The sequence below is a fragment of the Desulfobacterales bacterium genome (genome assembly GCA_030066985.1).
In the GTDB taxonomy this organism is placed as follows: Bacteria; Desulfobacterota; Desulfobacteria; order Desulfobacterales; family JAHEIW01; genus JAHEIW01.
In genome coordinates this window covers 62353-76792 of sequence record JASJAN010000024.1, presented here as the reverse complement: position 1 = coordinate 76792, position 14440 = coordinate 62353, and the positions used below count along the sequence as shown (strand labels likewise).

Annotated in this window: 10 protein-coding genes; 3 read left to right on the top strand and 7 right to left on the bottom strand. The window is 48.1% G+C overall.

Features of this window, described 5'->3' with window-relative positions; translation table 11 throughout:
- Window positions 1-183 precede the first annotated feature (183 nt).
- The 4 genes from QNJ26_13685 to QNJ26_13670 form a co-directional block, all read right to left on the bottom strand.
- The gene (locus QNJ26_13685; GenBank protein MDJ0986588.1) at window positions 184-2025 is read right to left on the bottom strand and encodes an aldehyde ferredoxin oxidoreductase family protein; all 1842 of its coding nucleotides are present in this window, start codon (window positions 2023-2025) and stop codon (window positions 184-186) included.
- Window positions 2025-2504 carry a 4Fe-4S dicluster domain-containing protein gene (locus QNJ26_13680; GenBank protein MDJ0986587.1) on the bottom strand — a complete coding sequence of 160 codons (480 nt, stop codon included), beginning with the start codon at window positions 2502-2504 and terminating at the stop codon, window positions 2025-2027. Before QNJ26_13680 ends, QNJ26_13685 begins: the two co-directional genes overlap by 1 nt.
- Window positions 2505-2830: 326 nt before the next feature.
- Complete coding sequence (locus QNJ26_13675; GenBank protein MDJ0986586.1) at window positions 2831-3079, bottom strand: MoaD/ThiS family protein; 249 nt, start codon at window positions 3077-3079, stop codon at window positions 2831-2833.
- 130 nt (window positions 3080-3209) lie between these two features.
- A complete protein-coding gene (locus tag QNJ26_13670) occupies window positions 3210-4487 on the bottom strand; it encodes an FAD-dependent oxidoreductase (GenBank protein MDJ0986585.1) in 1278 nt (425 codons plus the stop codon).
- A gap of 430 nt (window positions 4488-4917) precedes the next feature.
- Here QNJ26_13670 and QNJ26_13665 point away from each other — a divergent pair, with 430 nt between their 5' ends.
- Window positions 4918-6402 (top strand): trimethylamine methyltransferase family protein, encoded by a 1485-nt coding sequence (locus QNJ26_13665; protein MDJ0986584.1) that lies wholly within the window; start codon window positions 4918-4920, stop codon window positions 6400-6402.
- A gap of 288 nt (window positions 6403-6690) precedes the next feature.
- On the opposite strand, the gene QNJ26_13660 is transcribed toward QNJ26_13665, so the two are convergent.
- The 3 genes from QNJ26_13660 to QNJ26_13650 form a co-directional block, all read right to left on the bottom strand.
- Complete coding sequence (locus QNJ26_13660; protein MDJ0986583.1) at window positions 6691-7638, bottom strand: tetratricopeptide repeat protein; 948 nt, start codon at window positions 7636-7638, stop codon at window positions 6691-6693.
- Between the two features lie 26 nt (window positions 7639-7664).
- Window positions 7665-8849 (bottom strand): aspartate aminotransferase family protein, encoded by a 1185-nt coding sequence (locus tag QNJ26_13655; protein ID MDJ0986582.1) that lies wholly within the window; start codon window positions 8847-8849, stop codon window positions 7665-7667.
- 313 nt (window positions 8850-9162) lie between these two features.
- Entirely contained in the window at window positions 9163-10899 is a 1737-nt protein-coding gene (locus QNJ26_13650) for a sigma 54-interacting transcriptional regulator (protein MDJ0986581.1), read from the bottom strand.
- A gap of 641 nt (window positions 10900-11540) precedes the next feature.
- Here QNJ26_13650 and QNJ26_13645 point away from each other — a divergent pair.
- Window positions 11541-12962, top strand: a complete 1422-nt coding sequence (locus QNJ26_13645) for a trimethylamine methyltransferase family protein (GenBank protein MDJ0986580.1) — start codon at window positions 11541-11543, stop codon at window positions 12960-12962.
- A gap of 169 nt (window positions 12963-13131) precedes the next feature.
- Complete coding sequence (locus QNJ26_13640; GenBank protein ID MDJ0986579.1) at window positions 13132-14385, top strand: ABC transporter substrate-binding protein; 1254 nt, start codon at window positions 13132-13134, stop codon at window positions 14383-14385.
- Window positions 14386-14440: the final 55 nt, after the last annotated feature.

Genomic DNA, 14440 nt, shown 5'->3' with positions numbered 1-14440 from the left:
TTCTTATTCAAAGGATAAAATTTACAATCAAATGAATGATCAGTCAGCTGCCCCTAAAATCAGTATTTGCTCATTTGAAAGTGTCTCTGATCACTTGTCCCCTAATACGCGAGTCCTCTTTCACCTCCTTTCTTCGAGTCTTCTTCTATGTCGATGTTTAACAAGTCAATTCTTCGCCTCCGGCTAAGTAGCGATTCCGAGCTCTGACAGCTTCTTGGCAGAGGGAACTCCTTTAGCGGACCAGCCTCGCAGTTTGTAATATTCCGGCAGCATTTTATCCAAGCGCACTATCTGGCCTTTGCCGGGGCCTTCAGGCATCGGTTCTTTGAGCATGCGTTTGGGCAGGGTGTCATCTTTGGCTGTCAGGCCGGCCTTGAGATTAAACAGCCTTTCCAGATTATAGATGCGTTCACCGGTTTTGAGAAAACCCTTCAATCCGCCGAATTTCATGCCAGTCCCTTTTTCCATCAGATTGATGAAGACCTTGGCATCCGGTGAACCGATAACGATAAAGTTGCAGATTCCGGATGAATCGATCATGCTGTAAAAATCCTGGACCTTTTTGGCCACCGCCGGCTTGCCTTTAGTTGTGAAACGATCCAAATTATCCCCTGTTTTGACGATACCCATCAGCGAGATGCCGAAAAATTCGACACAATGCACTTCGTTGCGGATATGACAACCACCCCGGTTTGAGGTAGCATAGGCCAGGGCAAAACCCTGTCCGCCTCTAGGGTCGTAACTGGGAAATTCAAGTTTTTTGGCAGTCATGGACATCTCGGGATGGCCGTACTTTGTCGCCAGCCGGTAGGACCCTTCGGCGAGCGCGTCACCAAATCCCTTACGCCGGGCGGTCTTTTCCACCAGTTCAACCACCGTTTTGCCGTCACCAAAAGCCAGCTCACCACCGACATCTTTTTTGGTCAGATAGCCCTTTTCAAAAAGTTCCATGGCACAGGCAATCGTGACGCCGGTGGAAATGGTATCCATGCCCATGCGGTTGCAAAGATAATTGGCCTGGATGACGGCTTCAGGATTATCGACTCCGCAAGCAGAGCCAAGAGCGCCCAATGTTTCATATTCGGGTCCTTCCCCCGCGCCTTTAAACTCTCCTTCCGGAATACGCGTTACCCGGCCACAGGCCAGCGGGCAGCCAAAACAGCCCTTGGTTTTGGCGGCCCCTCTGAGATTGTATTTGGCAATCACTGCACCGCCGATCTTAGCGGCCCCCTCAAATACACCGGTCTGATAATTGCGCGTGGGCAGCAGGCCGACCTCATTTGAAAACTCGACCACATCTGAAGTGCCATACTGCCCCAGAACTTCGGACATATACGGGTCGTAAAATTCCTTGATGGCATCCAACACCGCGGCCCTGAATCCCTCAGGGTCGGCAACTGTCACGCCTTGGGTGCCTCTGACCGCTATGGCTTTAAGATTCTTTGATCCCATCACCGCGCCGACGCCCGATCGTCCGGCAGCGCGACCCGTGTCGTTCATAATGCATGCAAATTTGACCAGCTTCTCACCCGCCGGCCCGATACAGGCCACCTTGGCTTCCGCATCCGTTTCGGATAGTATCGCTTCGGTGGTCTGCTGGGTTTCCAGGCCCCACAGATGTTTGGCCTTGCAAATTTCGATGCTGTCATTTTCGATCCACAGATAAACAGGCGTTTTGGCCTTGCCTTCCAGTATGATCATGTCGTAACCCGCATACTTCAATTCAGCCCCAAAGTACCCGCCTGAATTGGAGTTTGCGATCGCTCCGGTTAAAGGTGATTTGGTTACGGCGGTATAGCGACCGCCCGCCAAGGCGCCCGTTGCGGTCATCGGGCCGGTGACCATGATGAGCTTGTTGCTGGGGCTCAACGGGTCGACCTTGGGGTCGATCTCATCGTAAAGGTATTTGATCCCTAAGCCGCGTCCGCCGATATAATCATGAGCACTTTTCTGATCTAAATCCTCAACCGATACAGCGCCCTTGGTTAAATTCACTCTTAAAATCTTACCCACCCATGCGTCCATTAGTCTTCCTCCTTCTGATGGTAGATTTTTTTGGCATATGCCCGGCATTTGCGAACATTGGTCAATTCAACGTCTTTAAATTCCAGTGCATTGGGGACGCAAAATTCGACACACTCGGGTTTGCCGCCGCACAAATCGCATTTTTGCACGATTCCTGAGCTCTGGTAGGTAATCGCACCAAAAGGACAGGCCATCGTGCACATCTTGCATCCGACACACTTTTCCGGATCCACCAAAACCACATAAGCCCCATTGACTTCATCCGCAGAAATCGCACCGGTCGGACACACTTCACCACAGAAGGGCCTGTTGCACTGGGTACAAACCATGGGGACATAGAAGGCGTCTTCGGTAAAGATACTGACCTGAATGTTGGATTTGGCTGGATTGTATTCCCGGTGATGTGCGAACGAGCAGGCTAATTCACAGTATCTACAGCCCGTGCATTTATCCAGGTTAACGATCAGCGCCTTTGACATGTTTACACTCCTTTCATTAAAAAGCGGTTTCAATCCGCCTCCGGCGGACAAAGGTCCAATGGCTGCGTTACTCCGCAAATTGAAATGCTCACGTACTAACGTGTACGCTCCACTTTCAATTTGCGGGGCGCCTTGCTTTGTTGAACACATCAAGTTTAAGAAATCAGACGTGAAATCCCGCTTTCAAGCGGGGAACCTGATCTGAGGCTTTGAAACCACTTTTATCTAAAATTAATTCTAGAATATCCATGATACTTAATGAGAAGTTGAATTTGTCACTGCTGTGCCCAAGTATTAATGGTGATAATCAGATGGCAAATCTGCCTTTAGCCCCCCGCCATCGGCATGAATAAACTGACTTTATCACCATCTTTCAGGGTTTGCTGTTCTTTGCTGTGCAGGCCATTGATCAAAATCATCTTCGGAATATCGGCTGAGAATTTGATATTATCCCGCAACAAATCCCCCACAGCCGTATTGTCCTCAATGGATACGTTAAAAGATTCACCCGTTTTGATGCCGGCCGGTAATAATTTTTTAAAACCGTGGTGGATTTTCACGCTGATTGAGATCATCTTATTCTTTTCACTGGTTCCGTATATCGTAGAACCTGAAGAAACGTTACATTATGGTTCAGTCATCAGGTTCCTGCCCCTGGTCACTGGCTACTGGCCAGAAGCCAGAAGCGAGAGGCCAGCAGCCAAACTAAAAGAAGTGTCCGGTTTTTTCTGAAAACCAATCCCCATATCTGACGGGCGAACGAACCATTAGATCCCGCTTTTCTCTGGGAATTTTAACGCGATTTCGGATCAGGTTTGTGATCACCCCGATATCGGCAACCGCGCCCATTAAAACGGCGCCGACCAATTCGTCTTTTTTGTTCCAGACCAGTTTGCGATACCGCATTTTGATTGGATCCTCGCAGACCACTTCTTCAAAGTCGCCATTATCCGGATTGGTGATGCCCACCGATGCGACGGCACTTCCCAAAAAGCCACAGATGTTACTGCTGAGGCCCTCGTTACGCTCCAGGCCGCCCGCCATGTTGATGCCGGCGGTGCGGCCCTGGGAACAGGCGTTGGGCCAGGTGGCAATCACCTGTCTTTGGCCGGTGATCAAATTGAGGCCCTCGGCGACATCACCGGCGGCAAAGATACTGGGGACATTGGTGCGCATGGTTTCATCCACGATAATGCCGTAATTGACTTCAATTTCACTTTCGGCAACAAGCTGCACGTTGGCGCTGACACCTTTGCCGATAATAACGGCATCAGCCTCGAGATGGTTACCTGAACTTAGCGTAACGGCTAGTTTATTTTTGGCTTTATCAATGGATACGGCTTGGGTTTCAAATAAAATGGACATACCGCACTCCCGAATACCCTGACAGACATTTTCCGCACAGGATGGATCAACGTTGCGCGAAAGGGGCTGTTTGGAGCCGATGATAATTTTAATGTTGCGATCTTCCCGGTATAGCGCATTGGCCGCCTGCAAGCCGATCAGGCCGCCTCCCATGATGACAATGTCCTTCATCTTAGCGGCGGCTTTGACCAGTTTATCGGCATCGTCGATGGTTTTTAAGGTAAATACGCCCGCTAAATCTTCACCCGGTATGCCCAGCGGTTTGGCGGAAGATCCGGTTGCAATCAGTAGCCTGTCGTATGCCAGAATGTCATCACTGGCAAGGTGCACCTGCTGGTTTTGCGGATCGACTTGCATGGCCGGATTACCCAGGATCAGCTCGACGCCATTTTGTTTATAAAAGTCCTCATTTGCCAAAAACAGTGCTGAGCGCTTGATTTTTTGAGCAACATAGTAGGTTAGTAGAACCGGTGAGTAGGCGTAATGATTCTCGGCGGAAACCAGTGTAATGTGGCTGGCAGAATCGGTTTCGCGGATGGCCTTAACCGCATTCAAGGCTGCCGCACTATTGCCGATGATTAAATGCTTTCGGCGTTTACGGGAGCCTTTCTGGTTCATTGTCGAAAAACCCATTATTTGATATTAGGAAAAATGTGAATGTTGATGCTGGCAACAAATTTATAAACAAAATACATGCCAAGGGGCAGCTAATTAAATATTTAATATAATTTCATATAGTTATAATATTACTTAACAAACATGCAACCTGAGTTTTGATGCGAATTCGCATCAATGATGAAATAAGGCTTTAAAATGCTGCTATATTCCTATGATGCAATATGGCATCAATGGTAAAAATTCTTAACTTGCTTATTTTTAGCTAGTTAATAATGTTATGATGCAATATGGCATCGATATCTTGTGATTTTGACCTTGAAATACCGTTAACGCTTTGTAGTATAAAGCCCATTTTTAGGCCGATTTTTAATTGATTTTTGCTCCAGTTGGCACTTTAACGGAGGTAAAACCCAAAGAAAGGAAAATCACCATGGCCAAATACGGAACAAAGTCAGGGTTTGATTCAATGACAACCAGCGGATTAAAATTGTTATCCAATGATGAGCTCGACACCCTGCACTATGCCACGCTGCAGGTACTCAAAAAAACGGGTATCAAAGTCGAAAGCCAACAGGCAACCGACTTATTTCAATCCGGTGGTGCTGAAGTGCAGCAAAGTGATGGGCATGCCCTGGTAAAAATTCCAGCCCACATGGTGGAGGACAGCATCCAGTCCGCTCCGAGCACCATCACATTTTATGGCCGTACGCCTGAAGATGATTTTGTAGCCGAACCCAACCGCTTCAGTTTCCAAAACGTTGGCGTGGTCCCCAGTGTCGTCGATCTGAAAAGCGGTGAAACGCGGCCGTTTGCAAAGCAGGATAGCGCCGATGTCGCCCGATTGTGCGATGCGCTGGATGAAATAATGGTTTTTGAGCGGGCGGGGTTGCCCACCGATTGTCCGAATGAAAGCATCCAACTGCATAATTTTGAAGCCATGCTGACCAACACCTCCAAGCATATTTTGGGCTGTGCCGGAAGTGTTGAAAAATTCAACTGTCTTGTTCAGATGGCAGCAGCATGTTGCGGTGGACCTGAGATTTTCAACGAGCGGCCCTGCATTACCATGAATCTAACGGTCAGCTCGCCGCTATTCATTCTAGCCACCTGCTCGGACATCACCATAGCCGCTGCCCGCCAGGGCGTTAATGTGGTCGGTATTTCCATGACGATGGCCGGCGGGACCTCGCCGGTGACGCTGGCCGGTACGCTGGTGCAATCCAATGCTGAAATTCTCAGCCTGCTGGTGCTCAACCAGCTGGCCAAAAGAGGGGCGCCTTATACATATTCTCAGACCAGCGTGATGATGGACCTTAAAACCGGCCTCGGCGCGCTGGGCGCCCCTGAAACCGGACTGATCAATGCGGCCAGCGCCCAGCTGGCCCAATACTATCGCTTGCCCTGTTGGGTCGGTGGTGCCGGCTACAACGATAGCAAGATCGTTGACGCCCAGGCGATTCTTGAAGGGACCATGAACGCTATGTTTTTAGCCCTTGCCGGTGGGAACCTTATTATGGGTGGCGGCAGCATCAACTCCATTCTCACCTTTGATTATGCCAAAATGGTGATCGACCATGAAATGTTCCGTTACATCCGCAAGATGATCGAAGGCATCCAGATCAACGAGGAGACGCTGGCCCTTGATGTGATCGATCAGGTGGGACCCGGCGGCAATTTTCTGACCCATGATCATACGTTCAATCACATGCGCGAAATGACGCCAGGTGGCCTTTTCTGTCGCACAGGATTTGAGCAGTGGGTCGGCGCAGGAAGGCAGGACATGTATGAACGCGCTAAAGAAAAGGCGACTGAACTGCTATCTCATCACGAGCCCAGGGCGCTGCCCGAGGGTGCAGCCGATCGCATGCAGGATATCGTGGCTCTTTATGAAAGAGAAAAAGGTATTGACGCTTAGAAGTGGTTTCAATCCGCCTCCGGCGGACTAAGGCCCAATGGCTGCGTTGCCCCGCAAATTGAAATGCTCACGTACTAACGTGTACGCTCCACTTTCAATTCGCGGGCCGCCTTGCCCTTGAACCTGATCTGAGGTTTTGAAACCACTTCTAGTCAATTCCCCCTATACGATCTTGTCTTTGGTCCCTGCATATAATAAAAATAAAGTCACAGAATATCATTAGCTTATTGCATTATTAGTCTCAATTAGGGTATTTTTTAATTAGCAGTATATTGCAAAGATGATGGGCTAACCGGTGAGCTTCTTCAACAAGACGCGCGCATTCTTATTGTCTAACTTTGCTGCAACCGCCAAGTTTTTAATCGCCTGTTTTTTATCCCCAAGTTTGTAGTAAGCCACTGCCCGGGTTAAATAAGCCTCAGATAAAGCTACATCTAAATCAATAGCGATTGAAAAGGCATGAATTGCTTTTTGATAATCACCAGATTTATATAAATCGACGCCCTTTTTGACCCAATCGCCTGCATTCAACCTGCCGTTTGGCGCGTCATTTTTTACGGACGCTTCAAAAGTTGGGAACCCGAATCTGCATACCGTTCCGCCTTCCGCATTCATTTCGGCACGATACGGACATTTTTCCCAGTCCAAATTATTGCCCATAACCCGGGGCCTCCTCGTCCACAATACAGGAACCGTCACCATACCAATTAAAAAAATCATTGATACCGGATAGACGGCCATGGAAAAAGTCCAGCTTTCAACGGCAAACAGGTTGATAATGCTTCCCAGGGAAAACAAACTCCATGCCACCTTGCTTTCGGTTTCGGGTTGATACCAGGCTTTGCGCATTGTTGGCAGGGTACCCAGAAGGTTAATGAACAGATTGATCAACAGGGCGCTCATCGGAGAATTAAAAACCCACCATAGCACCAGACTGATTGCCGCCCCGATCAGGCATCTGCGATCAAAAGGTGTCCACCCGCCGACACCATGTCGGATGGAAAGGATAAATACGATAGTCGAGCCAATCACATACCCGACGGGTGCCAGAAAAGCATAACTGGCACCGGCCTCTCGATAGCTCAACGCAATGATGGTGCTGACAATCGCCCAGATGATCCAGCTCGCCCGGTTGGGCTTTGTCTCCTTTCGCAATATCGACAGGATATAAGGAGCATATGCCGAAAGCGATATGACGCCGGCTAATTTACCGGCAATCGACGCGATGTCATGCATGAAAATGCCTCATCGACGATCCATCATCAACTCATGTTCGTCAATAGTTGATCAAAGGTTTCCAGAAACTGATCAATATCTTCTTTCTGGATAATCAAGGGGGGGTCGATGCGAAATACATTCAATCCCGGGCGCTTTGCTAAAATAAGACCCCGCTGAATACATTGGGCATATAAGTCCGATAAGACATCATCTGGCAGCTTGTCGCTGAATTCAATCGCAATCATCAATCCCCTGCCTCTGATTTCCTGAATAATGGCATGTTTTTCAGCCAATTGTTGCAGCCTGTCGTTGAGATATTCGGTAACGGATTTACTCTTTTCAATGATGCTTTCTTTTTGCAGGGTGGTGATGACGGCTTTTGCGGCGGCACATCCGAGCGGATCGTTTTGGTGTGATTGGAAGTAGTAAAAACCCATTTCGCTTAACTTCGCGATGATGTCCGGTGTCATAGCTATGGCACTGACCGGATAGCCGTTGCCCAATCCTTTGCCCATGGAAACAATATCCGGTTTGATGTCATAGTGTTGAAATCCAAACCATTTGCCGGTGCGTCCGAGTCCGGTTGTGATTTCATTTATCTGGATGAAGCCATCGTGCTGGCGGATAAATTTGACGACATTTTGAATAAATGCTTTTGGCGGAAAACGCACAAGACCCGATGAACTGCCGGGCTCAAACACAAAACCCCCGAGGCGGCTGAACGGAATTTCGGAAAAATAAGGACATTGCGGGTCACATTCCTCTGAAGAACTGCATGTACGGCACCGCTGCCAGTCGAAGAGGACCCATTCCTCTATCTGCTTTTTGCCAGCTGATCCATAGGACCCCAGAAAGGAGTCGGAAAGGGTGAGCACCAGCGGCCTGTCCGAAATTTTCCGGATAACCTGAACGCCGAATTCCACAGCCTCACTGCCGGAGCTCAAAAAGACACACTTGCCGTCCGGCAGATCTAGAATATCAAGTACCGCCTGCGATGCCTCTTCAATTATGGGATTGCCATAGGTGTAACCGGAATGCATGATCTCATCGGACTGCGCCCTGATGGCAGCATTAATTTGAGGATGGCAATGGCCCAGCGGTAGGCACCATATTCCCGATTCCAGGTCGAGATATTTGCGGCCCTGAAGGTCATACAGGTAACAGCCCTCACCTTTAGCAATATCGGGCAGAAACAGCGGATGTTTATTGCACCAGAGTACGTGGTCCATATTTCAACCTTTCTTTCACTTTAGGAGATAGTTTCTAGAGATTAGTTTTTTCTATTAGAAGATATAAATTATTTGTTCAACTTTATAAGTTGGCCGGTTGAGCCCGTTGAGCCGGTTGAGCCGGCCGAATCTTCGCACAAAACGGTATTGAGCACGTAGAGCGCATTGAAAAGGGGAAATTGTAGGTTTTTTAACTAACTGGCAAACGGGCCAACCCGCCTGAGGCGGACAAGCGGGTAACGGGCTTAACCTGTAAAATTCAGTTATTTTAAATTAATTTTGATACACTTTTTTATTTTGCCCGACTGTATGGTTACCACGACAGAGCGTGCTTTTTCATTTTGCGAACAACCGTCGATTGATTGATTCCCAGAAAACGGGCCATTTCACGCGTCGTTTTATAGCTGGTCATGGCGTTTTGCAATAATCTTTTTTCATAGGCGCTGGTCTCCTCTATTAAACTCTTCTGGCTCCCGGGCCTCTGACCGTTTTCGATCTGTTCGAATACAGGCATTTTTAAATTCCGCAAGATATATTCATCCAAAGAATCCGTTTCACTCATAAGAACAGCCATTTTCATGATGTTCTTCAATTCGCGCACATTGCCGGGAAAAGAATGTGATTTTAGATACTGCATGGCTTTTGGGGAGATTCGGCGTTTGAGTCGGTATTGCTGGTTATATCTATCCAATAAATGATTGACCATTTCAAAAATATCATCCGGCCTTTCTCTTAGCGGCGGAATTTGCATTACAAATGTATTTAAGCGAAAAAATAAATCCTGCCGGAATTTACGTTGACGACTACGGGCTTCCAGGTTACGGTTGGTGGCCGCAATGATAGTACAGTCTACCTTTTTGGGTTTAATGCCGCCCAGGCGCATAATTTCATGGTCGTCCAGGTATTTTAAAAGTTTAGCCTGAACCGAAAGCGGCAGCTCGCCGATTTCATCTAAAAATAGGGTGCCTTCATGGGCCAATTCAAAAAGCCCGATTTTGCCGCTTTCCCGGGCACCGGTAAACGCCCCTTTTTCATAACCGAAAAGTTCGGCCTCCAACAGGGTTTCGGGTAGCGCCGCACAGTTGATCTGAATAAACGCTTTATCTTTCCGGTTGCTGTAGTGATGGATAAATTTCGCCAATAGTCCTTTGCCGGTTCCGGTTTCGCCTAAGATCAGAATATCAGAGGCCTCCATTTTAGCGAGCTTAATCGCGACCCTTAGAACCTGGCGCATTTCTTCGCTTTGGGCGATGATTTCCTGTTCCTTCAGTTCCAACAAGCTTAATTCCACAAGTTCGTCTTTAAATCTTTGTGTTTCCATGCGTGTTTGGGCCAGCTGTTCTTTCATCGTGTTCAGTTGGGTCATGTCACGTTCGTTGACCACCACCAGAGAAATTTGCCCGCGCTGATCAAAGACCGGTGTGCCGGTAACCAGCAAATATTTGTTCGTCCTTTTGAGGTTTTGCAAAAGACTGACCTGCCGTCCGGTCTCCAATACCTCCAGCGTTACCGATCGATCTATCAGGCCTTCTGCCACGATTTCACGCACATTTTTGCCGACAACATCCTTGCCTTTAATGGCGTTGATCTTTTCAGAGGCTTTATTGATATTGAGTATTTTGCCGTTGCCGTCACACAGCCAAATGCCATCGGATGAGGATTTAAAAATCGCCTCCAGTTGGACATTCAATCGGCGATACGATTCCAACTGCTGGGCCGAATCTTCAAAGTCCTGTAATTTCTGAAAATTCCCCATTGCGCCCAGTATGCGATTTCCGTCCTTGATAGGCGTGACGCTCACAACCAGACTTATTTTTTTGCCGACAATGTGACGTCCCAATTGCGGCTGACCGCTTTCGAGACATTTGATCATCAGACGCCCGGTCAGCGGTAACACATTTGTAATCTGGGCAGCGATAACATCTTTTTGATCCAACTGCAGAATGTTTGCGGCCTGATGATTGATTAAAACAATGCGTCCGCTCGCATCGATAGCGATGACACCGTTGCTGGTCGAGTTAAAGATATGCTCGTAGGTGATATTCTGCATGATGATGTCCTTTATAGCTAAATGGCCTAATCCATTGTTTAGCTGTTGGGTGTTGACCGCGTTTGGCAGCGCCTTTTGGCGCTAAAGATTCTGGGTAGCAGCAAATACGCTGCAGGTCAAACGATAGGCGCCTGTTTCTCAGGCTGTCCAAAATATAGAAAGGCATTAACCCTAAGGCGGCGACTCAAAATGAATCTGAATTGATTCATTTTTGAATCAATTTTTATATTTTTAAAATAAAACCATTAATCGTTCTTCAGTTCTTAAAATACACAACTGATAGTCTTTTACCTACAGCATTTTGCCAAAAGCAAAAAAGAAGATGATGCATTTATGAATCAGTTTTATGCAAACATGGTTTCAGGTATTCAAATTTGATCCTTTAAATCAACGCGGACTCTAAACCGATTCTTCGCTAAGTCATTCATATCGCGTGATTTATCTTGTTGAAAAATGTCTTGGACCACTTTCGGTCCAAATTTTTTTGGGTCAGCAATAAACGATATCTGTGGCTCCTTTTTTGCAGTGACATAAAAGATTAGGTAAAAATTTGATAAATAAATAACATTCAATCATTTAACTTAAAATAAAAATTATAATTCCCTTGAAAAAATTGTCGCATTAGTGATAGGTGGAGTACTATGTATGAGCGGATGCATCTACTAAGTAAAGAAGATTTCAATAAATTGCATCGGGCAACACTTGAGATTTACAAGGATTTGGGTGTTGCCTTCCATGAACCCGAAGCACTGGAAATCTTTAAGGGGGCCGGTGCGCGCATCGATGGCAATGTGGTTTTTTTCGAAGAAGACCTCGTTGACAAAGCACTGGAATCAGCGCCTACTGAATTTGTGATCGAAGGGCGCAATCCCGATAAAAGTGTTACTATCGGGGGCGATAACCTTGTCATAGCGCCCGGTTACGGCAGCCCATTTATGATCAGCAAGGACGGCGAACAAAGAGAAGCCGTCATGGACGATTATGACAATTTTTGTAAACTGGTGCAGACCTCCAAATACGTTGATATGAATGGCTGCCTGATGGTGGAGCCATCGGATCGACCGGCCGAAACCGCACACCTGGATCAGGTTTTCTCGAATTTTGTTCTATGTGACAAACCCTGTCTGGGCAGTTCGGTATCGCGCCAGGCGGCCATCGATTCCATTGAAATGGCCGGTATCGCCTGGGGCGGGAAAGACAAAATTAAAGACCGGCCCGTCCTGATGGGCATCATCAGTTCGCTTTCGCCGTTGCAATATTCCGCTGAAATGGCCGGTGCCCTGATCGAATATGCACGCCACGGACAGGCGAATATGGTGGCCCTTTTGATGCAAGCCGGCGCCACCGGCCCGGTAACGCTTCCCGGTCTTCTGGCGGTTCAAAATGCAGAGGTTCTGGCCGGTATCATTTTGGCGCAACTGGTGAATCCCGGGTCTGCGGTTGTCTATGGGACAACGTCGACGATCACCGAGATGAGAACCGGCGCGCTGGCCATCGGGGCGCCCGAACTGGCCATGATTCAAAATGCCACTATGCAGATGGCCCAATTTTATGGCCTGCCCAGCAGGGGCAGCGGCGGCCTTACCGATGCCCATTTCCCGGATATGCAAGCCGGCATCGAGTCCACCTTTGCACTCTCCCAAACCATCCTGAGTGGTGCCAATTTCATTTTACACGCCTGCGGCATCCTGGGTTCGTACATTGCCATGAGTTACGAAAAGTTTCTGGCGGATGAAGAATTGTGCGGAATGCTGCGACGATACCTAAGACCTCTTGATGTGAGCAATGATCGCATCGATCTACCCACCATCAAAGAAGTGGGCGTCGGCGGCGAATATCTTACCCATGACCGAACTTTCGAACACTGCCGCTCCGAATTTTATCTGCCCAGTCTGATGAGCCGCGTTGATTACGAATCCTGGGCGAATGCCGGCAAAAAAACGCTGAAGGAATCAGCCACGGCGCTGCTAGAACAAAGACTTGCAGAATACGTAAAACCTGACATAGATTCAGATATCGAACAGATGCTTACCGAATACGTGACGAGACGCAAAAATGAATAAAAGTAAATCATGAAAAGGAGGTGATACCCACAGCAATCATTGATATTGAATTTGGAAAGAAATGTGCTCAGCCGCCATATCCTTAATTATACGTGCGATTTGTTTTGGGATGGATAGATGCTCAGCATACATTTCATTAACCGAGGACATAGCAAAAGGAGGATTCACGATGCGCACAAAACGCTTTCTATCAATCGTTATTGCTGCATTTTTTCTGATGTCATTTGTGGCAGTGAATGCAGGCGCGGAAAAGGAGCTCGTGGTTGGTTTGATGGGACCGTTCACCGGTCCGGCGGCTCAATCCGGTGCCAGTATTAAAAACAGCCTGCTGATGAAGCTGGAAGAGGCGGGCAACAAGGTCGGCGACTACAAACTGAAAATCATTTTCATCGATTCCCAGAGTGACCCGGCCAAAGCGACCAATGCCTACGTTGAAGCCATCGAAAGAAAAGGCATGCAGGTCGGTCTGGGCGGGTGGCACAGCTCGGTGGCCATGGCCTGTGTCGATCAGTCCGTCAAATATAAGATTCCCCATATGGGTTCCATGGGTGCCGCCAAAACCATCACCGATAAGATCCGCGGCAATGAGCAATATAAAGGTTACTGGTTCAAATTCTGGTCCTATCCGGCGCTGTCCGCGAAGCTCTATTTTGATTTCGTCAACTGGGCCTCAAAGAATACAACCTGGAAACCCGGTAATAAACTCGTGGGTGTTTCGGCCGAAGAAACCGACTGGGGACGGGATTGGATTGTGGCTGCCAAGCAGAACATCAAAGATTATGGCTGGACAATCAAAGAGGAAGACTATATGCAGATTGGCCAGACCGATTTTTATCCCCTGCTGACCAAGTATAAAAAGGCCGGCGTTCCGCTGGTGACCATCACCAACACCGCCGCCGCATCCGTTTCCGCTTTTATCAAACAGGCCCGCGAGGTCGGTTTGAACTCCCTTCTGATCGTCGATGGTCTGGGATGGGTAGGGGAATGGTACCAGCTGACCGGCAGAAGCTCCAATGGCATCGTTGACATGAATGTCAAATGGGGCCCCCGCTCCGAAGCCTATCGCCAGAAGTTTGAGAAAACATATAAGTTTAAACCAGCCGCCTCAGCTGGTGGTATTTCCTACGATGCAGCCGGTATGTTTCTCAAGGTTCTTAACCGTACCCTTGAAAGAGAAGGCAAACTGGACAGCGCATCTATCCACAAAGTCATGCTTGAGGAGATGGCCACCGGCAAGCTGACCTATGGCGTTAACGACGGCGCCATTATGATGAAGGAGTACAAGTTCACTCCTGATCTCTATCCGGATCCGGTGACGGATGGCGACCATTGGTTCATGCCGGTTATCCAATACAAAGGCGGCAAGGCTTACACCATCTTTCCGCTGGCCGAAAAAGAAATGGACTTCATGGTACCCAAATAAAAGCCAATAATTGACCCGGGGAAGGGGCAAATCATCGCCCCTCCCCTATTTTTAT